The sequence below is a fragment of the Streptomyces sp. NPDC024555 genome, assembly GCF_055559335.1.
Genome location: NZ_JBVHKV010000011.1, coordinates 111009 through 130041 on the forward strand (window position 1 = coordinate 111009; position 19033 = coordinate 130041).

General features: G+C 72.9%; 19 protein-coding genes and 1 tRNA gene. 11 read left to right on the plus strand and 9 right to left on the minus strand.

Features of this window, described 5'->3' with window-relative positions; genetic code table 11:
* Positions 1–50 precede the first annotated feature (50 nt).
* Positions 51–1001: an AEC family transporter gene (locus tag ACZ4FH_RS20325; protein WP_467306337.1), complete on the plus strand. Its 951-nt coding sequence runs from the start codon at positions 51–53 to the stop codon at positions 999–1001.
* A 111-nt stretch (positions 1002–1112) separates the two neighbouring features.
* Here ACZ4FH_RS20325 and ACZ4FH_RS20330 read toward each other — a convergent pair whose 3' ends face one another.
* A complete protein-coding gene (locus ACZ4FH_RS20330) occupies positions 1113–3068 on the minus strand; it encodes a bifunctional glycosyltransferase 87/phosphatase PAP2 family protein (protein WP_467306561.1) in 1956 nt (651 codons plus the stop codon).
* Positions 3069–3393: 325 nt separating this feature from the next.
* Here ACZ4FH_RS20330 and ACZ4FH_RS20335 point away from each other — a divergent pair, with 325 nt between their 5' ends.
* The gene (locus tag ACZ4FH_RS20335; RefSeq protein ID WP_467306339.1) at positions 3394–4566 is read left to right on the plus strand and encodes a DUF2330 domain-containing protein; all 1173 of its coding nucleotides are present in this window, start codon (positions 3394–3396) and stop codon (positions 4564–4566) included.
* Between the two features lie 32 nt (positions 4567–4598).
* Here the strand turns inward: ACZ4FH_RS20335 and ACZ4FH_RS20340 are convergent, their stop codons facing one another.
* Positions 4599–5678, minus strand: coding sequence for a serpin family protein (locus ACZ4FH_RS20340; RefSeq protein ID WP_467306340.1), 1080 nt, complete (start codon positions 5676–5678; stop codon positions 4599–4601).
* A gap of 87 nt (positions 5679–5765) precedes the next feature.
* On the opposite strand from ACZ4FH_RS20340, the gene ACZ4FH_RS20345 reads away from it, so the two are divergent.
* Entirely contained in the window at positions 5766–6242 is a 477-nt protein-coding gene (locus ACZ4FH_RS20345; protein WP_467306341.1) for a GNAT family N-acetyltransferase, read from the plus strand.
* Positions 6243–6255: 13 nt separating this feature from the next.
* On the opposite strand, the gene ACZ4FH_RS20350 is transcribed toward ACZ4FH_RS20345, so the two are convergent.
* Positions 6256–8322 carry an MFS transporter gene (locus ACZ4FH_RS20350; RefSeq protein WP_467306342.1) on the minus strand — a complete coding sequence of 689 codons (2067 nt, stop codon included), beginning with the start codon at positions 8320–8322 and terminating at the stop codon, positions 6256–6258.
* 135 nt (positions 8323–8457) lie between these two features.
* Between ACZ4FH_RS20350 and ACZ4FH_RS20355 the strand changes: the two genes are divergently transcribed.
* The 5 genes from ACZ4FH_RS20355 to ACZ4FH_RS20375 all read left to right on the plus strand — a co-directional run bounded on the left by ACZ4FH_RS20355 (position 8458) and on the right by ACZ4FH_RS20375 (position 13346).
* A complete protein-coding gene (locus tag ACZ4FH_RS20355; protein ID WP_467306343.1) occupies positions 8458–9537 on the plus strand; it encodes a peptidoglycan-binding domain-containing protein in 1080 nt (359 codons plus the stop codon).
* A 170-nt stretch (positions 9538–9707) separates the two neighbouring features.
* Positions 9708–10370 (plus strand): HAD-IA family hydrolase, encoded by a 663-nt coding sequence (locus ACZ4FH_RS20360; RefSeq protein WP_467306345.1) that lies wholly within the window; start codon positions 9708–9710, stop codon positions 10368–10370.
* 328 nt (positions 10371–10698) lie between these two features.
* Positions 10699–11343, plus strand: coding sequence for an HNH endonuclease family protein (locus ACZ4FH_RS20365; RefSeq protein WP_383632753.1), 645 nt, complete (start codon positions 10699–10701; stop codon positions 11341–11343).
* Between the two features lie 543 nt (positions 11344–11886).
* Positions 11887–12345 carry a DoxX family protein gene (locus ACZ4FH_RS20370; RefSeq protein ID WP_467306347.1) on the plus strand — a complete coding sequence of 153 codons (459 nt, stop codon included), beginning with the start codon at positions 11887–11889 and terminating at the stop codon, positions 12343–12345.
* Between the two features lie 338 nt (positions 12346–12683).
* Positions 12684–13346 (plus strand): DedA family protein, encoded by a 663-nt coding sequence (locus ACZ4FH_RS20375; protein WP_467306348.1) that lies wholly within the window; start codon positions 12684–12686, stop codon positions 13344–13346.
* Here ACZ4FH_RS20375 and ACZ4FH_RS20380 read toward each other — a convergent pair.
* From ACZ4FH_RS20380 to ACZ4FH_RS20390, 3 genes are all read right to left on the minus strand, one after another.
* Complete coding sequence (locus tag ACZ4FH_RS20380) at positions 13333–13557, minus strand: DUF2277 domain-containing protein (RefSeq protein ID WP_326662624.1); 225 nt, start codon at positions 13555–13557, stop codon at positions 13333–13335. The two genes, ACZ4FH_RS20375 and ACZ4FH_RS20380, sit on opposite strands and share 14 nt — an antisense overlap.
* 114 nt (positions 13558–13671) lie before the next feature.
* A complete protein-coding gene (locus ACZ4FH_RS20385; protein WP_467306350.1) occupies positions 13672–14346 on the minus strand; it encodes a GAP family protein in 675 nt (224 codons plus the stop codon).
* Between the two features lie 84 nt (positions 14347–14430).
* A complete protein-coding gene (locus tag ACZ4FH_RS20390; RefSeq protein ID WP_467306351.1) occupies positions 14431–14886 on the minus strand; it encodes a DUF7144 family membrane protein in 456 nt (151 codons plus the stop codon).
* A 222-nt stretch (positions 14887–15108) separates the two neighbouring features.
* Here ACZ4FH_RS20390 and ACZ4FH_RS20395 point away from each other — a divergent pair, with 222 nt between their 5' ends.
* Positions 15109–15447: a PadR family transcriptional regulator gene (locus ACZ4FH_RS20395; protein WP_467306352.1), complete on the plus strand. Its 339-nt coding sequence runs from the start codon at positions 15109–15111 to the stop codon at positions 15445–15447.
* Complete coding sequence (locus tag ACZ4FH_RS20400) at positions 15444–16343, plus strand: hypothetical protein (RefSeq protein WP_467306353.1); 900 nt, start codon at positions 15444–15446, stop codon at positions 16341–16343. Before ACZ4FH_RS20395 ends, ACZ4FH_RS20400 begins: the two co-directional genes overlap by 4 nt.
* Positions 16344–16349: 6 nt before the next feature.
* Here the strand turns inward: ACZ4FH_RS20400 and ACZ4FH_RS20405 are convergent, their stop codons facing one another.
* Positions 16350–17126 carry a class I SAM-dependent methyltransferase gene (locus ACZ4FH_RS20405; RefSeq protein WP_467306354.1) on the minus strand — a complete coding sequence of 259 codons (777 nt, stop codon included), beginning with the start codon at positions 17124–17126 and terminating at the stop codon, positions 16350–16352.
* 221 nt (positions 17127–17347) lie between these two features.
* A complete protein-coding gene (locus ACZ4FH_RS20410) occupies positions 17348–17698 on the minus strand; it encodes a beta/gamma crystallin domain-containing protein (protein WP_467306355.1) in 351 nt (116 codons plus the stop codon).
* Positions 17699–18126: 428 nt separating this feature from the next.
* On the opposite strand from ACZ4FH_RS20410, the gene ACZ4FH_RS20415 reads away from it, so the two are divergent.
* Entirely contained in the window at positions 18127–18660 is a 534-nt protein-coding gene (locus ACZ4FH_RS20415) for a hypothetical protein (RefSeq protein WP_467306357.1), read from the plus strand.
* Between the two features lie 118 nt (positions 18661–18778).
* Here ACZ4FH_RS20415 and ACZ4FH_RS20420 read toward each other — a convergent pair.
* Positions 18779–18850, minus strand: a tRNA-Val gene (locus ACZ4FH_RS20420).
* Positions 18851–19033: the final 183 nt, after the last annotated feature.

A 19033-nucleotide genomic window follows, 5' to 3' on the forward strand; every position in this document is an offset into this window, starting at 1 on the left:
GCCCGCACCCCCGTGCCGAGGGCGCACATCCGTACGGAGATCATGGCGGGATGTCCGCCGTGCTCTCCGCCTTCACCCCGATCTGGCTGCTGACCGGTATCGGGTACGCGGTCGGCCGGGGCGGACTCCTGGGTGAGCAGGCGGAGTCCGTCCTCGGCCGTTTCGTCTTCCATGTGGCGATGCCGGCCGCCCTGTTCACGATGGTGTCCGGGGCGCGGCCGGGCACGTTCGCGCATCCGTCGCTGGTGGCCTTCGGGGCGGGTACGGCCGCCGTGTCCGCGCTGGGCTACGCGGTCTTCCGGCGGAGCTTCGGCCGGGACCGGGCCGGGGCGGCGATCGGCGCCATGTCCTGCGGCTACGTCAACTCCGCCAATCTGGGCATCCCGGTGGCCGTGCAGGTGCTGGGGGACGCCTCGTTCGTCGCCCAGATCATCCTGTTCCAGGTGCTGCTGGTCTCGCCGGTGATCCTGACCCTGCTGGACTCGGGCACCCGAGAGCGCGGCGGGCGGCCCCGCGAGGGGCTGCGGCGCATGGTCACCCTGCCGGTCCGCAATCCGATCATCATGGCCTCGCTGCTCGGGGTGGCCGTCGCCGCGATGGGGCTGCGTCCGCCCGCCGCGCTCACCCGCCCCCTGGACGTGCTCGGGGCCGCCGCCGTGCCCACCGCGCTCGTCGCGCTGGGGCTGTCGCTGCACCGGGGCCCCGGGGGCGGCACGGGCCCGGCCCCCCGGCGGGCGGAGACGGCGGTGGCGGTCGGGCTGAAGACCCTGGCGCAGCCGCTGGCCGCGTTCCTCGTCGCCGGTCCGCTGATGGGTCTGCCCCCGCACCAGCTGTTGGCCGTGGTGATCTGCTCCGCGCTGCCGACCGCGCAGAACGCCTTCGTCTACGCCCGCGAATACGGTCTGGACACCGGCCCGGCCCGGGACTCCGTGATGGTCTCCACGCTGGTGTCGATGGTGACGCTGTCCCTGGCCGCCTGGGCGCTGGGGCCGTCGGGCTGATCCGCCCGAATGGCGGTCGCGGGGCCGGGAGCGGATGCTGGAGGGGCGACGATCCACCGGTGAGGGAGGTGGGACGGCCACGGCCGTTCCACCCCCCTCACCACGCCGTGTTCAGGCGCTCTCGGGCACCCGTGTCGGCGGTGCCAGCGGGTCCGGGTCCTTCTTCGCCGCCGGCTGCTCCACCGGGGCGCGCAGCCGGCGCGGGCCGCACAGCACATGGGTGAGCCCGAAGCCGAGGGCGACCACCAGGGCCCCGCCCACCGCGTCGAGCACCCAGTGGTTCCCGGTCGCGACGATCGTGGAGACCGTGAACAGCGGGTGCAGCACGCCCAGCGCCTTCATCCAGAGCTTCGGGGCGAGCATCACGATGACCACCCCGCACCACAGCGACCAGCCGAAGTGCAGCGAGGGCATCGCGGCGTACTGGTTGGTCACCCCGGTCAGCGTGCCGTAGTCCGGCTTGGCGAAGTCCTGGACTCCGTGGACCGTGTCGATGAAGCCGAGGCCCGGCATCAGCCGGGGCGGGGCGAGCGGGTAGAGCCAGAAGCCGACCAGGGCCAGCACGGTGGCGAAGCCGATGGAGCTGCGCACCCAGCGGTAGTCGGCCGGGCGGCGGACGTAGAGCACACCGAGGATGGCGAGCGGCACGACGAAGTGGAACGTCGAGTAGTAGTAGTCGAAGAAGTCCCGCAGCCAGTCCACCTTCACGACCGCGTGGTTGACCCAGTGCTCGATGTCGATGTGCAGCCACTGCTCCAGCGAGTGGATCTGCCGTCCGTGGTGCTCGGCGGTGGCGCGGCCGGCCGTCGCGGCGAGGCGCACATGCTGGTACGCGGAGTAGACGACCCGGATCAGCAGCAGTTCGAGCAGCAGGTTGGGCCGGCTCGTCACCCGCCGCCAGAACGGCAGCAGCGGTACCCGGCTCCAGCGGGAGGCCACCGGGGCCCGGTAGTCGGTGGGGACCGGGTGCTGCCAGTACGGCGAGGTGCGGGGCAGGAAGGGGGCGGCGACGGCGGCCCCGAGCGCGGCGATCAGCAGCACGTTGTCGCGGACCGGGAACATCGCCTCGATGTTCGGCAGCAGCATCTTGCCCGGCAGCGTCAGGACGAGGACGACCACGGCCGGCCACACCAGCCGGTCGGAGGCCCGCTTCCCGACCCGGCCCACCACGGCGAGCAGCACCCACAGCAGCTGGTGCTGCCAGGCCGTCGGGGAGACGGCGACGGCGACGCAGCCGGTCACGGCGACGGCGAGCAGCAGCTGCCCGTCCCGCGCGTACCGCACGGCGCGGCGCAGGCCGAGGAGGCAGACGGCGACGGCCAGGACCAGGAAGAGGGTGATCTCCAGCGGTCCGGTCAGGCCGAGGCGGAGCAGCGCGCCGTGCAGGGACTGGTTGGCGAGGCTGTCGGCCTGGTCGCCGAGGCCGGCGCCCGCGACGTGGTGCACCCAGTACGACCACGAGTCGTGCGGCATGGCGGCCCAGGCGAGCGCCGTGCAGACGGCGAAGGCGGCGCCGCCGGTGAGGGCGGCGGCCCGTCTGCCGGTCAGCCAGAACAGCACGGCGAAGAGGAGCACGGTCGGCTGGAGGGCGGCGGCGATGCCGACGAGCACGCCGGAGGCGCGTTCGCCCCGGACCGCGAAGCAGCCGACGAGGACCAGGAGGACCGGCAGGATGCTGGTCTGGCCGAGGTGGAGGGCGTTGCGCACCGGCAGCGAGAGCATCAGCAGGCTGATCGCGACGGGGGCGGCGAGCAGCGCGGTGCGGCGGCCGACGGGGGCGGGCAGCGCGCGGGCGGCGACGACGCCGAGCGCGGCGACCAGGAGCAGCGAGCCGAAGGTCCAGACGACACCGAGGTTCTGTTCGGCCAGGCGGGTCAGCGGCTTGAGGACGAGCCCGGCGAACGGGGTGCCGGTGAAGCGGTCGGTGTCGTACAGGGAGCCCGTCACATGGAGCACACCGTTGTCACCGATCCAGGTCTCCAGGTCGGTGAGCCGTTCGCCGGGCGGCTGCCGCAGCACCACCGCCATCTGCCGCACCGCCAGCACCGCCACGACCAGCCAGAGCACGGCGCGGGCCGCCCCGGTCCTCGCTCCCGTCACCGCGTCCCCGTGCACCCTGTGCTCCGCATTCGCCACGTTGCGCCGACCCTCCCGACATCCGTCACCGTTTGTGCGTGTCCGTCATGCTCTGAAACCTTCGCATTGCGCTCTGGGGAAGACCCAATCAACCCCCTCTTCGCCTGACTGTCATCCGGCTTTTGTCCGAAAGAATGCCCGGCCGTGGTGTAACGGGCTCGCGCGGGGCCGTACGGGCGGGCCCGACGCGCGGGAACCGGGGAGGGCGGCGGCACGTCTGAGCCCCTGATCGGCGATCACGGGGAGGCCAGGAGAGATGCGCGGTTCGGGGAACGGGCGCGGGGACCGGCACCGGCGGCGCGGCTGGGCGACACGGGCGCTGTCGCTGGTACTGCTGGTGCTCTCGGCGCAGTTGGGCTCGCTGGTGGCACCGGCGTACGCCTGCGGCTGCGGGGCCATGGTCGTGGATCCCGCGCACTCGGTGGCGGTCGGCCGGGAGACGTCCGTGGTGAGCTGGGACGGGACCACCGAGCAGATCGTGATGCGGCTGACGGTGCGCGGGGACGCCCCCGAGGCCGCCTGGATCATGCCGGTGCCGCACCGGGCGACGGTCGAGCTGGGTGAGCCTTCTCTCTTCTCCGAGCTGGAGTCCCTGACCGCCCCGGTGCGCCGCGAGCGCCACTACTTCTGGCCGCGCTCGGACGACTGGCCGTTCGGCGGTTCCGGGCACGGCGTCGGGGACGCCGCCCCCGCCCCCGGCGCGGCCCGCCCGGTCGAGGTCGTCGGCCGGGAGCGGCTCGGCCCCTTCGACGTGGCCCGGCTGGCGGCGACGGACCCGCGGGCGCTGGAGTCCTGGCTGAAGCTGAACGGCTTCGAACTCCCGGACCGGCTGGCGAGCGCCCTGCGCCCGTACGTCGAGCAGAAGTGGGAGTACGTGGCGGTGCGGCTGGCCCCCAGCCGGAGCGGGGTGCCGCTGAGCGGCACGCTGGACCCGCTGCGGCTGCGCTTCGCCAGCGACCGCCTCGTCTATCCGATGCGCCTGTCCGAACTGGCCGCGACCCCGCAGTCGCTGGGGCTCTACGTGCTGGCCGCGCACCGGATGGAGCCCAGCGGCACGATCGGCGGGCAGCGGCCCGAGGTGACGTACGCGGGGCGGGTGGACACCGTCGCCGAGCACGACCGCTACCCGGCGATGAGCGTGCTGGCGGGCCGGAAACCGGTCTTCGTCACGGCGATCGAGCAGTCCTTCCCGCGTCCTGAGCTGATCGACGGGGACCACGTCCTGCGGGCCTCCGACGCGGACACCCCGTACCAGCGGGTGACCTACCGGGACATGCTGCTGACGGCGGGCGGCGTCCCGGTCTGGGCGCTGACCGTGTTCGGCGGGGCGGCCGTGGCGGCCGGCGCGCTGGTGTGGGCGCTGCGGGCCCGGCGGCGGCGCCCGGTGGTGCCCCCGCCGCCGGTGACGGTCCCGCCGCCGCTGCGCTGAGCGGAGGCGGGCCGGGGCGGAGGATCCGGGGGTCACTCCTCTTCCGGGATGCCCGCCTGCCAGCCGGTGAACAGCGGGACCTCGCCCCCGTTGTCCAGGACGACGACGCCGAAGGGCCGGTCGAAGGCGATGTGGAGGTGGCTCAGCGGTTCGGCCGGCGCGGCTCCGGCCATCGCGACCATGGTGACGGCCGTCGCCTCCACTCCCTCCTCGGCCACCTTCACCACCGCTTCCTGGGCCACCTGGGACAACATCAGCGGCTCCTGGGAGATGCCGGAGAAGTCGGCGGACCCGGACACCGCCTCCCGGATGCCGAGGGCCGGCAGCTGGTCGGTGACCCGGATATGCGTACGCAGGGTGAACCGCGGGACGGTCATACTCACGTGATCCGCCTCGGCGGCGGTGCGCCGGTCCGCCGGGGCCCAGGCCGCGGGCAGTACGTCGGCGGCTCCGGCGCCCGGTTCGCCCAGCACCAGCCGGACCCTGACCGGCGCCCCGCCGCCCTCACCGGCCCGGCACTGCAGCTCGACGACCCGCACGGACCCGACGGTCCACGTCTCCCACGGTTCGGGTTCGCCGTACATCGTCGGCACCGGGCGGCTCGTCCCGTCGGCGGCGGTGAACGGCAGGTCCTCGGTCTCGTCCCGCTCGAACGGCACCTCCCAGCGGGCCTTGAGCGCGAGCACGTTGACGAGGACGAGCAGCACGGAGGCGTCGATCCGCAGGGGCAGCCGGCCGATCAGCCCCTCGGTCGCCTCCCGCACCCACGCGTCGGCCCCCGAGGGGTCCATGGGCCCGAAGCGGACGTCCGCCAGGGCCGCCTCGTACTCCGGACGCACCGGCACCCGGCTCCAGACCCGGGTCGCCACCCTCAGCGCGTCGGTCGCGGTCAGCTCACGGGAGGCGGCCGTCACCGCCTCGGCGGCCTCCTCCCCCGCGGCCCCGAGCACGGCACGCAGTTCGTCGGCCGTGGTGCCGCGCGCCCCGGCGGCGACGGCGGACAGGGCCAGCCACAGTCCGGCGGGCGAGCAGACGAAGCTCGCCTCCGGCCGCACGGCCAGCACCCCGATCCACCGCTCGGCGAGACCGCGCACGGCCTCGCCTCTGGTCATCCGTTCCGCCTCCGGCACGTCCGGCCCCCTGTCGCCCAGTCATCAATCCGTTTTCCGCACAGGTGTACGCGAGGACAGAATGACCCGGTGACATGGACCGTGACCCCCGAACGCTTCGATTCGCCCGATGCCGCGCTGCTGCGCCGGGACTACTACGACGAGGTGGCGAGCCGCTACTGGGGGCGCCCCGCGACCGCGCGCGAGATCGACGAGGGGCTGACCGACGACGGGGCGGAGCTGCTCGCGCCGCCCACCGGCGCCTTCGCCGTCGGCCGCCTCGACGGCCGGGCGGAGGCGTGCGCCGGCCTGGTCCTGGGGGACGCGGGGACGGCGGAGCTGACCCGGGTCTTCGTGCGCCCCGGGGCCCGTGGCACGGGCGGCGGCGGGCTGCTGCTCGCGGCGGTCGAGGAGCTGGCCCGGACCGCGGGCGTCCGCCTGCTGCGCCTGGACACCCGGTCCGATCTCGTCGAGGCCCGCGGGCTGTACGCCAAGCACGGCTACCGGGAGGTCCCGGCCTTCCACCACCGGCAGTACGCCGAGCACTGGTTCGCCAAGGAGCTGTAGGGGATCCGGAGGCTCAGACGGGCGGCGGCTCGTGGCGGTGGCCGGCCGCGTGGTCCCGCCGGGGCTCGGGGCTGTGCGGGCGCTCCTTGCTCGACCCGTTGGTCTCCTCGGTCAGCTCCGCCACCAGGGCCACCAGGTCCGTCGGCCGGTCCGGCCCCCACCAGTCGCCCAGCAGCTCGGCCAGCGACTCCTCACGGGCGCGGGCGAGCTTCACCACGGCCTCGGCGCCCGGTTCGGTGAGGACCAGCTGCACCCCGATCCGGCGGGCCAGCCCGCGCTCCTCCAGCTGCCGGGCCGCGTCGCTGATCACCCGGAGCGGCACGGGGGCGATGTCGGCGAGCCGGGAGGGCTCCACGGTGCCGTGGCGTTTGATGCGCAGCAGCATCCACCCGGCGGCGGGCAGGAGGTCGTACCCGGCCCGTTCGGTGATCTTCACATAGATCTCGCGGCGCCCCTCCCGGGTGGCCAGGACGGAGAGGGCGCGGACGCATTCGTCGTACGAGGAGCGCTCGACCGGGTTGGAGGCCAGGGTCTCGCTGGGGTCCGGGGCGGTCACCGAACCGCGCAGCTTGTCCTCCTTGAGCAGCCAGGCGAAGAGGAAGGCGACCAGGACGACGGGGGCGGCGTACAGGAACACATCGGTGATCGAGGTGGAGTACGCGTGCAGGACCGGCTGCCGGAGGGACGGCGGGAGCTGGGAGATGGCCCGGGGGTCGGCGGCGAGGCTGTCCGCGCTGACGCCGGGCGGGAGGGTGCGGCCGGCGAGCGCGGTGCCGAGTTTGTCGGTGAGCCGGTTGGTGAAGATGGTGCCGAAGACGGCGACGCCGAACGAGGCGCCGATGGACCGGAAGAAGGTCGCCCCGGAGGTGGCGACGCCGAGGTCCTGGTACGACACGGCGTTCTGCACCACGAGGACGAGGACCTGCATGACCAGGCCGAGGCCCGCGCCGAAGACGAAGAAGTAGATGCTCATCTCCCACGTGGGGCTCGTCTCCGTGAGCCGGTGCAGCAGGAGCAGGCCGACCGCGGTGAGGCCGGTGCCGACGACGGGGAAGACCTTCCAGCGGCCGGTGCGGCTGACGACCTGACCGGAGGCGGTGGAGGTGATGAGCAGCCCGAACACCATCGGGAGCATGTGCACACCGGACATGGTCGGCGTGATGCCGTGCACCACCTGGAGGAACGTCGGCAGATAGGTCATGGCGCCGAACATCGCGAAGCCGACGACGAAGCTGATCACCGCGACGAGGCTGAAGGTCCTGATCCGGAACAGCTTCAGCGGCAGGACGGGCTCCGCGGCGCGCCGCTCCGCGTACACGAAGGCGATCAGCAGCACCACGCTGAGCGCGGCCAGCGCGATGATCTGCACCGAGCCCCAGGCCCAGGTCGTCCCGCCGAGCGAGGCGACGAGGACCAGACAGGTGGCGACCGAGGCGATGAGGAAGGTGCCGAGGTAGTCGATGGTGTGCGGGGTGCGGCGGACGGGGATGTGGAGCACGGCGGCGATGACGACGAGGGCGACCACACCGATGGGCAGATTGATGTAGAAGACCCAGCGCCAGCTGAGGTGCTCGGTGAAGAAGCCGCCGAGCAGCGGTCCGAGGACGCTGGTCGCGCCGAACACCGCACCGAACAGCCCCTGGTACTTGCCGCGTTCGCGCGGGGCGACGATGTCCCCGACGATCGCCATCGACAGCACCATCAGCCCGCCGCCGCCGAGCCCCTGGAGGGCCCGGAAGCCGATCAGCTGCGGCATGTTCTGGGCGACGCCGCAGAGCGCCGAGCCGATCAGGAAGATGACGATCGCGATCTGGAAGAGCCGTTTGCGGCCGTACTGGTCGCCGAGCTTGCCCCAGAGCGGCGTCGCCGCGGTCGAGGCCAGCAGATACGCGGTGACCACCCACGACAGGTGTTCCAGACCGCCGAGGTCGCTGACGATCGTCGGCAGCGCCGTGGAGACGATGGTCTGGTCGAGCGCCGCCAGCAGCATGCCGAGGAGCAGTGCCCCGATCGCCACCAGGACGGAGCGGGTGGAGCGCTCGGCTCCGGGGGCCGGGGCGGGGCTCAGCTGCTGGGCCATGAAACATCTCCTCGGATCCGCTACACCCCCATCCTGTCCGTTCCGTCCTGTTATGGCCTGCCGAGGGACCGGGTGATTGGGCTTCCCGGCGGCGGGCTGCATAATCGCAGGCAGTTCAAGGGGAGGGGACCCACCATGGCCGGACATATCTGCCCGGAGTGCGGTACGGACAGCAGACCCGACGGCGCTCCGCGCTGCGCCTGCGCGGCGCGGGCGGCCCACGGCGGCCCCGGCGCGTACGGCACCGGCGGCCCGGTTGCGTACGGCACCGGCGAGGTGGACCGCGCCGCCGAGCAGCGGCGCATCGCCGCGCAGCACGCCGAGCGCACGGCGGAGGCCGCGGCGGCGGAGGACTTCGACCCGCTGCGCATCCGGCCGTACGTGACGCTGGGCGGCGCGGACACCGCCCCGGCGGCGGACGGGGCACCGGCAGCGGCCCACGACGGCCGGTCCGGGGACGCCGCGACGACCATGCCGCTGTTCCTGGACTCCTCCGGGCCCGGCCCGCACCCGGGCCCGCCGCCGGACGCGGTGGCGCCCGGCACCCCGCTCGTGACGGCGGGCCCCGACCCGGTGCAGCCGCGCCGCCGCAAGCCGTTCGCCGCCCTCATGGCGGGGGCGGCCGTGGTGACGGTGGTCGGTACGGCCGCGTTCATCGGCGGGCTGTTCGACGGCAGCGCCGACAAGGAGGCGGACCTGGACCAGGCGATGCCCTCCACCGTGGCGACGCTCCCCGAGGAGGACGCCGAGCCGACGGCCCCGGCCTCCGCCTCCCCCACCCCCTCCGCGACGCGCCCGGCCCCGGCCTCCCCGTCCGCGTCGGCGTCGGCGTCGGCGTCCGCGTCCACCCGCCCCTCCGCCTCGGCGACCCGGTCCGCACCGGCCTCCCCCACCCCGTCGGCGCCCTCCTCGTCCCCCTCGGCCACGGCGTCCGCCGGCGGCCCGGCCCTGGTCCCGCCGGGCGCCTCGCAGGGCGGCGGCCCCACGCTCCGCCTCGGGGACCGGGGGCCCGAGGTGACCGAGCTGCAGCTCCGGCTCCAGGAGGTCTGGGTCCTGGGAGGCGGCGAGGTCGGCGACGACTACACCAAACGGGTCGAGAAGGCCGTCCGCGACTTCCAGATCTGGTGGGGCGTCCAGGGCGACCCCGAGGGCGTCTACGGCCCGGAGACCCGTCGGCGACTGGAGGGCGCCACCACCGGCCGGGGCCGCGACTGACCGGTGCCCCCGCCTCCGGGCAGGGGGATTCGCTTTCCCGCTCCCGTTTTTGTATCGTGGAGGAACAAAGTGGCCTCCGCGCGCACACCCTGACCGGCGAGCGGGGGCCGCTTGTTCTCCCCCGCGCCGCACACCCCACGGCGGCGCTCGTTCCCCCTTGGAGCCCGCCCATGCCGGCCACCGCCCTCACCGCCCACGCCCTCCTCCTCGACATGGACGGCACCCTGGTGAACTCGGACGCGGTCGTGGAGCGGTGCTGGCGGCGCTGGGCGCTGCGGATGGGCCTGGACCCGGAGGAGACGCTCAAGGTGGTGCACGGCCGCCAGGGGTACGCGACCATGGCGACGCTCCTCCCGGACCGCCCGATGGAACAGAACTACGCGGACAACCGGGTGATGCTCGCCGAGGAGACCGCCGACACCGACGGCGTCGTCCCGGTCGGCGGCGCCGCCGCCTTCATGGACGCGATCGCGGCCCTGCCGCACGCCCTGGTCACCTCGGCGGATCTGGCACTGGCCCGCGCCCGGATGGGTGCGGCCGGGCTGCGGATGCCCGACTTCAAGGTCACCGCCGAGAGCGTCGGCGCCAGCAAGCCGGACCCCGAGGGCTTCCTGAAGGGCGCGGCGGGCCTCGGCTTCGCCCCGGCGGACTGCGTGGTCTTCGAGGACTCCGAGGCGGGCATCGCGGCCGGCCGGGCGGCGGGCATGCGCGTGGTGGGCGTGGGCCCCCGCGCGGCGGCCCTCTCCCCCGACGCGCACGTGGACGATCTGACCCGGCTCCGCGTGGAGCCGGCGGCGGACGGCACGATCACGCTCCACATCGACGTGCGCTGACCCGCGCGCCGGGGTGGCCCACACCCCGTCACACACCAGCACCACGAACCTTCGTACGGCCCTCGCCCCCACCGGGCGGGGGCCGTACGCATGCACTCCCACGTGGGCCATAAGGGCGGACTCGTCCCCGTATCCGGTGTTCCGCGCCCGCGCGCACGGCCCCGCACGCCCCCCGCACCACGACGCCCTCTGTCAGATCCCTTGATGTGACGTGCCCATGTCGCCACCCTGTTACCTGGCGCCCACCCCACGGAAACCCGGCGCCGCCACGATGACCGGGCCGTTTCGGCGACCGGGTCTTCTTCCCCCCCACGTCAAGGGAGTTCGCATGTCAGGTGTCTACGCGCGTCGCATAGCCGTCCTCGCCGCATCCGCCGCGCTCGCCGCCACCACCGGGCTGCTCACCGCCCCCCAGGCCCAGGCGGCGATGCCCACTCCGGTCTCGGCGTCCACCGCCCGCACCTATCTGAGCCAGCTCACCGTGAAGGCGGAGGGCTCGTCCACGGGCTACAGCCGCGACAAGTTCCCGCACTGGATCACCCAGTCCGGCGCCTGCAACACCCGCGAGGTCGTCCTGGAGCGCGACGGCACCAACGTCACGCAGGACTCCAGCTGCGCCGCGGTCAGCGGGAGTTGGTACTCGCAGTACGACGGCGCGACCTGGACCGCGGCGTCCGACCTCGACATCGACCACATGGTCCCGCTCGCCGAGGCCTGGCGCTCCGGCGCCTCCGGCTGGACGACGGCCCAGCGCCAGGCGTACGCCAACGATCTGACCCGCCCCCAGCTCATCGCCGTCACCGACAACGTCAACCAGTCCAAGGGCGACAAGGACCCGGCCGACTGGCTCCCGCCCCGCACCGCCTACCGCTGCACCTACGCACGCGCCTGGGTGCACGTGAAGCACTACTACGACCTGAGCGTCGACTCCGCCGAGAAGAGCGCCCTGCAGTCCGTGCTGAACGGCTGCTGACCGGGCGTCGCGAGAGGAAGCCGCCGCGCCGGCCCACCCGGGTCCGGCGCGGCGGCTTCGCCGTGCCCGCGCGCTCCTGACACCGACGCATTTTCGGCCGAGTACGAGGAAGGGCCCGGGACGACGGCACGCTCCGCGCGGCCCCGTACGCCACTCCGCACAGCCGCCGCCGCACGAGCGGCACGCCTCGCCTCCGCACCGGCGCCGGGCACCGGACCCGGGGCCCGCCACTGCCTCCAACGAGGCACGTCCGAGCGAGCCGGTCACCCGGCGCGGTGACCCACCTCGAACGGTCTCCGGTTCGGCATCCAACCAAAGACACATGGCGCGAGTGGCCGGAAAACTGCGCTGACATTGGTTCAGGCCAAGTCATGAGCCGCAGGTCCCCTGTTGGAGAGGGTATCCGCCCATGCGTTGACCGGTGACGGTCCATTGATTTTCAGCCAGTCGACAAAATGTTGAACTTGCAAGCATTGGTCAGGCCTACCTAATCTGTGGCGCTCAGTCGGTTCACGTCCCCACCAGACCGAAGGAGCTCCCCCCATGTACACACGCCTCAATCAGGCCCAGCCCTACGCCCTCGCGCTCTTCCGCATCGTCGTCGGCCTGCTGTTCGCCTGCCACGGCGCTGCATCGCTCTTCGGTGTGCTCGGCGGCGCCATGGGCGGCGGGACCATACCCGCCGGCACCTGGCCCGGCTGGTACGCGGCCGTCATCCAGCTCGTCGGCGGCAGCCTCGTGGTCCTGGGCCTCGGCACCCGTATCGCCGCTCTCGTCTCGTCCGGCTCGATGGCGTACGCGTACTTCAAGGTTCACCAGCCCGAAGCACTCTTCCCGCTCCAGAACGGTGGTGAACCTTCCGCCGTGTACTGCTGGGTCTTCCTGCTCCTCGTCTTCACCGGCCCCGGCGCGTTCGCCCTGGACCGACTGTTCACCGCCCGCGCCGAAGCGCAGGACACCGCCGACCGCGCCTCCGAGGCGAAGTCCCCGGTCGCCGCCTGACGTCTCCCCCCGTCAGCGGTCCACGGACCCGCGCCGACCGGGTCCGCCCGACCCCTACCCCCGCACACCCCAACCCCGCCGCACCCCGCACCCCGCACCCCGCACCCCGCACCCCGCACCCCGCACCGAACGACGCAGATGCCCGCAAAGGCCGCAAGGCATCCGCACGGGCGGGGAGGCGGGTGCGTGAGGGGCTGCGGGGGCCACGTGAGATGCCCAACATCGCTCATATATATGGATCACCGGGTGAACGGCAGGCGTACGCTGTACAGCTGGCCCTGCCGCTCCTGCCGCTCCCCTGCGACGTCGCGGCGTTGTTACGAATCGGGGAGTCGTAGGTGTTCGAGAGCGTGGGTGCGCTGATCGGCAGTCCATGGATCTATGCCGTGGTCGCCCTCTCCGTGCTGCTCGACGTCTTCCTCCCCGTCCTGCCGAGCGGGGTCCTCGTGATCACCGCCGCCACGGCCGCCGCCGCGGGCACCACGACCGTCGCCGCCGACGCCGCGGGCGCGGCCCGGCACGTGGCCGAGGTGCCCTCGCTGCTGGCCCTGGTCCTGTGCGCCGCCACCGCCTCGGTGCTCGGCGACCTCGTCGCGTACAAGCTCGCCCGGCGCGGCGGCGAACGGCTGGACCGCGCCATCGCGCGCTCCCGCCGCCTCACCTCCGCGCAGGAACGGCTCGGCGCCGCCCTGAGCCGCGGCGGCGGCGTCCTCGTCGTCATCGCGCGCTTCGCCCCGGCCGGCCGGTCGGTCGTCTCGCTGGGCGCCGGGGCGTCGCACCGCGACGTCAAGGAGTTCCTGCCGTGGTCCGCCGTGGCCGGTGTGGCCTGGGCGGGGTACAGCGTGGGCCTCGGTTACGTCGGCGCGCAGTGGCTGGGCGCGAGCTGGCTCGGCACGGCCGTCTCGGTCCTGGCGCTGTTCGTCGCCGGGGCGTTCGCCGCGTTCCTGATGAAGCGCCCCGCCGCTGCCGCGGCGGCCGCATCGGTCCCTACGGCGTCCTGACACCACCCCGCACTTCCAGTCCGTCCAGCAGCCGGGCGGTCGCCTCGGCGATCTCGTCGACCGCGCGGTCGAACACTTCCCTGTTGTGCGCGGCCGGGGCGCGGAAGCCGGACACCTTGCGGACGAACTGCAGGGCGGCGGCGCGGATGTCCTCCTCGGTGGCTTCCTCGGGGAGGGCGGGCGGGCGGAGAGTCTTGATACTGCGGCACATGACTCCAGTGTGACCCGCACCACTGACAACGCGCCGGGACGCGGGCCGGGGCGGGCCGGGACCGCGCGCGGCCCGTGCCTCCCGCCCGCGCGCCCGCTGCCGGACGGCCCTCTCTCAGGCCAGTCCGCTGAGGGAGTCGCCGATGTACTTGGCACCGAGGACGACCAGCACGGTCGTCATGATCGCCGCGTTGTGCCGCCCCATCCACTCCTTCCACCCACCGAGCACCCGGGCGGACCGCGCACCGCCGAAGAGGTACACGGCCAGGGGCAGCGTGGTGCAGAGCGAGGCGACGACGACCATCAGGACGCCCGCGACGGCCTTGCCCCCGGCGTCCGCGGTACTGGAGGCGATCGAGACCGCCCCGCCGACGGCCAGCACGAGGTTCTTCGGATTGGCCACGGCCAGCGCGGCGGCCAGCCCGGCCGACTTCACCGGCGTGAAGCCGTCGATCGCCCGCATCCATCCGGGCTGCCCGGCCTCCTCCCCCTCCTTCGGGCGCCCCCGCCACTGCCGGACCGCCATCAGCACGAACAGCACCCCCAGCCCCAGCTTCAGCCACAGGGTCCAGGTGGCGGGCCCGTCGTCCCCGGCGGCGTCGGCCCCCGACCCCGCGAGGACGACGACCGTGACCAGGACGGCCAGCGAGACCGTCCACCCGACGGTGAAGGCGATGCCGTTGGACCGGCCGCGCGGGGTGGCGAGCATGAGGATCACGGCGATCAGCGGCAGCGGGCTGATCGCGATACCGACGGCGGACGCCAGCATCTGCCCGACGGCATCACCCATGGCCGGCCGCCCGGGACCGGCGGGCGGGCCCGACGGCGGGCGTCCGCACGCCCGTCACCGCCGGACCCGCCCTCAGGGCGTGCATCAGAGGACCGGCTCGGAGCGGTCCGTGCACAGGGCCCAGATCACGAAGGTGTCGATCGCCAGGGAGACGACCGCCCAGATGGGCTGGTAGGGCAGCCACATGAAGTTGGCGATCATATTGAGCGCCGCCAGCCCCACACCGATGCCGCGCGCCCAGCCCGAGCCCCTGAGGATGCCCCAGCCGACGACGGCGATGATCACCCCGAGGACGAGGTGGATCCATCCCCAGGTGGTCGTGTTGAACTTGAAGACGTAGTCGTTGATCCGTGCGTAGACGTCGTTCGACGCGATGCCGGCGATGCCCTTGATCGCTCCGAGCACCCCGTCGACCATCAGCAGCACACCGGCGAACATGACCCCTCCGGCCGCCCAGGGATTGGGTCCGGCGGGCGAGGAGGACGGCGCGGTGGGGCCGGCGGGTGACGGGCCGCCGGGCGTGGGCGCGGACTGTGCCATGAGAACTCCAACCTCCTGGGCCGGTGGGTCCGTATGTCTGACCGACCCTGCGCGGCACCTCGCGGGGCGACCACTTGGACGCGTCCGTCCGGGTGACGGCGACGGGGCGCCGGACCCTCCCGCGCCCCGTCCCCCGGCACGGGCTCCCGGCCCCCCGAGCCCCGGCCCCGGCCTCGCGCCTCCCGGACCGACATATGCCGATGGGTGACTTATCATGCGGGCATGAGTGATCGCGCGATGCAGGAACCGACGCTGCTGCTGCTCACCGCCCTCGCGGACGAGCCCCGTCACGGCTACGCGATCGCCCGCGAGGTCGAGAAGATCTCGGACGGCCGGGTCAGGATGCGTACGGGCACGCTGTACGGCGGACTGGAGCGGCTGCTGAACGAGGGCCTGATCGAGGTGTACGCGGAGGAGGTCGTGGACAGCCGGCTGCGCCGTACGTACACGCTCACGGCCGCGGGCCGCGACAGCCTGGCCGCCGAGGCGCGGCGGATCGCCGCCACCGCGCGCGAGGCGACCCGGCGCCTGGGGGTCGCGGGGAAGCCGGCCACGGCGTGAGCACACCGCTGCTGCGCCTGTACCCGGCCGGCTTCCGCCGGGACTTCGGGGACGAGATCGCCGCGTCGTACCACGAGGCGGTCGAGGGGGCGGGCCGGTGGGCCCGCGTCCGGGAGGCCGGCGACATCGTGGCGCACGCGCTGCGGCTGCGGCTGGGGCTCGGTTCCTCCCAGCGCGGCGGCCCGCTGTTCGCCGCCGCCGCGCCGTTCGCCCTCGCCGCCACGGCCGCCTACGCGGCGTTCACGCTGGTGTCGCTCGTCGGGGACCGGTACATCAGCCGGAACCCGGACTTCCTGATCCCGCTGAGCTATGTGATGGGCGGCTGCGCCCTCGTCACGCTGACCGGTGCCGTCCTCGCGCTGGGTGGACGGTTCGCCGCGGGCGCGCGGTGGGCGTGCGCCGGCACGGTGACGTACGCGGCGGTCCTGTACGCGACGACGCTGCCCGCCCACGCGTGGATGCCGTGGCAGGCGGCGCTGTTCCTCGCGGCCCCGTCGCTGGTGGCCGCGCTCCCCCTGGCCTGCCCGCCGGACCTGCGCCCGCCGGGCCGGGTCCGGAGCGGGGCGGGGCGGGTGGCGCTGACGGTCTGGGCCCTGGTGGGCGTGGTCGCCGTGGCGCTGTGGGACGCCCGGGGCATCGGATCCGTGGTGCACTGGCGCCTGGGCGTCCCGGTGGCCGCCGCCCTGCTCCTGGCGGGCCGCCGGCCGCTGGCCCGTATCCGTACCGCCGGCCGGTTCGCCCTGGCGGCGGCCCCGTTCCTCGCGATCGGGTTCTGCGCGGGCGTGGTCGACGAGGACACGCTGCTCCCGTCCGTGGCCGTCCTGGCGGGCACGGCGGCGGCGCTGCGGCTGCGGCGGGTGTACGGCAGGCGCTCGGACCCCGCCCGCCCGCGCTGATCCGGCTCAGCCGGCGGTGACGCGGATCTTCGACTGTCCGTGCCCGAGCTTCTCCCAGTCGTCCATGAAGCGGGCGGTCAGGCCGTGCCCGGCGGCGAGGTCCACGAGGGTCTCGGTCCGGTAGTAGAAGTCCTCGCGCAGGACCTGGTGCTCGGTGCCGGTGGTGCGGTCGAAGGTGAAGTCGAAGTGTCCGCCCGGCGCGAGCACCCGCCCCACGTGGGCGAGGCACTCGTCGATGATCTCGATCGGCGAGTGCGAGAAGACGCTGTGCGCGTGGACGACGTCGAAGTAGGCGTCGGGGAGGAAGTCCAGCGTCAGGTCCTTGGTGAGGGTCAGGTGCGGGACCTTGTCCTGGAGGCCCTGGGCGGTCAGTGTCCGCTTGGCGGCGATGAGGATGTCGGGCGAGATGTCGATGCCGTAGTAGTTCCCGGCTTCGAGGTGGTCGATGAAGTGCCACCCGGCCCGCAGGTTGCCGCAGCCGATGTCGAGCATGCGGGACCCGGGGGCGAGTCCGTGCGCCAGCAGGTAGTCGAACTGCATCTTCCCGAGCGCCAGCCACCGCTCGTGCGTCTGGCTGCCCACGGCCGCCTCGGGGTTGCGCCGGGTGTCGGAGGCCATGACGGCCCGGTAGTAGTTCACGTGGTCCGGGTGCTTGAAGGCCAGCCAGCGGTCCCGCGCGGCCCGCTTGAGGTACGGGGCTATCCGGTCCGGCCGGCTCGCCGCGTACCGCACCTTGTGGGCGAGGGTCTCCCGGTTGGCGACGAGGTTCTTCTTGGACGCCATGTCTGCTCCGTTCCGTCTCCGCTGCACGGCGTGGGCGGGGCACGGCCGCAGCGTGGACCGGCCCCGGGGCGGGGATCGCGTGGACCACTATAGGTCGGTGACCGACATATACAAATCACCGGCACAGTCGCTCGGCGGACGTCCCGCGCCCCTGCGAGGTCCCGGCCACGCCCCGAAGCGACGTGACCGGTCACCGCGTCCCGGGACGGAGGGTCAGCCCGTCACAGGATCTCGATGTCCTTCACCTTCGGCGGGTTGTTGGGGAAGGTGATGTCGTGCCACCGGTCGATCCGTACGGAGTCGCCGTTGGCGTCGTAGTAGATGAGGTCGTTGTTCCCCGTGGAGATCCTGTCGACCCACCAGTTCCCGAAGCCGGTCCGTCCGGCGTTGGCGTAGCAGTCGACGCTCTGGGTGCCCCCGTTGTGGGACCAGATCTTCAGGAAGTCCGCACCGCCGCGGCATTCGACGTGGTCGATCGCGGAGGCGTTGCCGCTCATACCGAACGTGAAGGCGGTGGCGGCCGCGAGCGACACGGTCAAGGCGCGAGCGATCCGCTTGCTTTTCGAGATCACGCATTCCCTTTCACATAAAGGACAACCCGTGGGCCGTCCTTCCGAATTGGGCCATCGGCATTCCCCTACGAACTCCCGCACAGGGGCATGAGACCCCCTGGACAGCCCGAACGATGGCGTCTCCACGCTATCGGGGACATAAAGCACCGACGGGCTCCCGCCGATGAAACGCACCCAACGGGTGACGCACCCGGACGACACCCACCGGAAAGCAGCCGGAGAACACGTGTTGACACCCGAACTCGCCGCCTGACCAGCGGAATTGCCCTCTATCACCGACAACTCGCGGCAGATTGGCGCCACTCCCCCGTCGCCATCCCGCGATCCATGCGCGTAAGGTCCATTACCATCACACCTTGTTCACACGGACGAGTAATCTGACCGCAGTTGACGGCCAGGTACGGGAGCAGTGAAGTATGCGCGCACGCATGAGCGGGAGATGGGCCGTTCTCGGCGGGGTGACCGCACTCACGACCTCCCTGCTGACCTCCGCACCGGCACGGGCCGAAGAACCCCTCGACGCCCTCAGCGAAGTCCTCTTCCCCGTCTCCGCCACCGATCTGATCACCGCGGACACCGTCGAGAACGTCCCCACCGTCACCCCGAAGGAACCTTTCCCCACCACCCTCGCCCAGGCCGCCTCCGCCACCACCGCCACCTGCCTCGGCGACACCGCCGCCTACGGCGCCCAGGGCTGCTTCCAGCACAACGGCGACACCACCTGGGTCGCCGACACCGTCGCCGACGGCATGTCCGCCGCCGTCGGCGTCTACACCGACTACGGACGCCCCTCCTTCGTCTGCATCAACAACCGGGGCGCCCACACCTGGGCCACCTGCAAGAAGGACTACCGCGAGGGCGGCAACGTCCGGCTCCGCATCCTCCGCTACGACGGCGACACCGGTAAGTTCTACCAACCGGAATCCTGGTCCGGCTGGATCCCGGTCGACGGCCAGTTCTGAGCCGCCGGCCCGCGTGCCGGAACCCCGGCGCCCCGCACCGTGCGCGACCGCTTCCGCCGATGTCGGAAGCAGATGCCGAAGGCCCCCAACCATGATCGGTTGGGGGCCTTCGTACCGGTGGGCGCGGACGGTTTCGAACCGCCGACATCTGCTTTGTAAGAGCAGCGCTCTACCCCTGAGCTACGCACCCGTGGATGAAGGAACAGGTTACATGGCGGGCGGCGCCTGTCGACAATCGGTTCGGTGGGGGGAACGGCGGGGCGGGGAGGGGGGATATCCCCACCCCGGAGACGGGAGCGGGCCGGATCGTGTGGGGGGTGGGGGGCGCATAGCTTGGGGGTCTACAGCCGGTCGTACGAAACAGGGGGACTTG

Coding starts and splice junctions, on each gene's coding strand:
- ACZ4FH_RS20325 (WP_467306337.1), top strand. CDS start 51: ATGTCCGCCGTGCTCTCCGCCTTCACCCCGATCTGGCTGCTGACCGGT.
- ACZ4FH_RS20335 (WP_467306339.1), top strand. CDS start 3,394: ATGCGCGGTTCGGGGAACGGGCGCGGGGACCGGCACCGGCGGCGCGGC.
- ACZ4FH_RS20340 (WP_467306340.1), bottom strand. CDS start 5,678: ATGACCAGAGGCGAGGCCGTGCGCGGTCTCGCCGAGCGGTGGATCGGG.
- ACZ4FH_RS20350 (WP_467306342.1), bottom strand. CDS start 8,322: ATGGCCCAGCAGCTGAGCCCCGCCCCGGCCCCCGGAGCCGAGCGCTCC.
- ACZ4FH_RS20355 (WP_467306343.1), top strand. CDS start 8,458: ATGGCCGGACATATCTGCCCGGAGTGCGGTACGGACAGCAGACCCGAC.
- ACZ4FH_RS20360 (WP_467306345.1), top strand. CDS start 9,708: ATGCCGGCCACCGCCCTCACCGCCCACGCCCTCCTCCTCGACATGGAC.
- ACZ4FH_RS20365 (WP_383632753.1), top strand. CDS start 10,699: ATGTCAGGTGTCTACGCGCGTCGCATAGCCGTCCTCGCCGCATCCGCC.
- ACZ4FH_RS20370 (WP_467306347.1), top strand. CDS start 11,887: ATGTACACACGCCTCAATCAGGCCCAGCCCTACGCCCTCGCGCTCTTC.
- ACZ4FH_RS20380 (WP_326662624.1), bottom strand. CDS start 13,557: ATGTGCCGCAGTATCAAGACTCTCCGCCCGCCCGCCCTCCCCGAGGAA.
- ACZ4FH_RS20385 (WP_467306350.1), bottom strand. CDS start 14,346: ATGGGTGATGCCGTCGGGCAGATGCTGGCGTCCGCCGTCGGTATCGCG.
- ACZ4FH_RS20390 (WP_467306351.1), bottom strand. CDS start 14,886: ATGGCACAGTCCGCGCCCACGCCCGGCGGCCCGTCACCCGCCGGCCCC.
- ACZ4FH_RS20395 (WP_467306352.1), top strand. CDS start 15,109: ATGAGTGATCGCGCGATGCAGGAACCGACGCTGCTGCTGCTCACCGCC.
- ACZ4FH_RS20405 (WP_467306354.1), bottom strand. CDS start 17,126: ATGGCGTCCAAGAAGAACCTCGTCGCCAACCGGGAGACCCTCGCCCAC.
- ACZ4FH_RS20415 (WP_467306357.1), top strand. CDS start 18,127: ATGAGCGGGAGATGGGCCGTTCTCGGCGGGGTGACCGCACTCACGACC.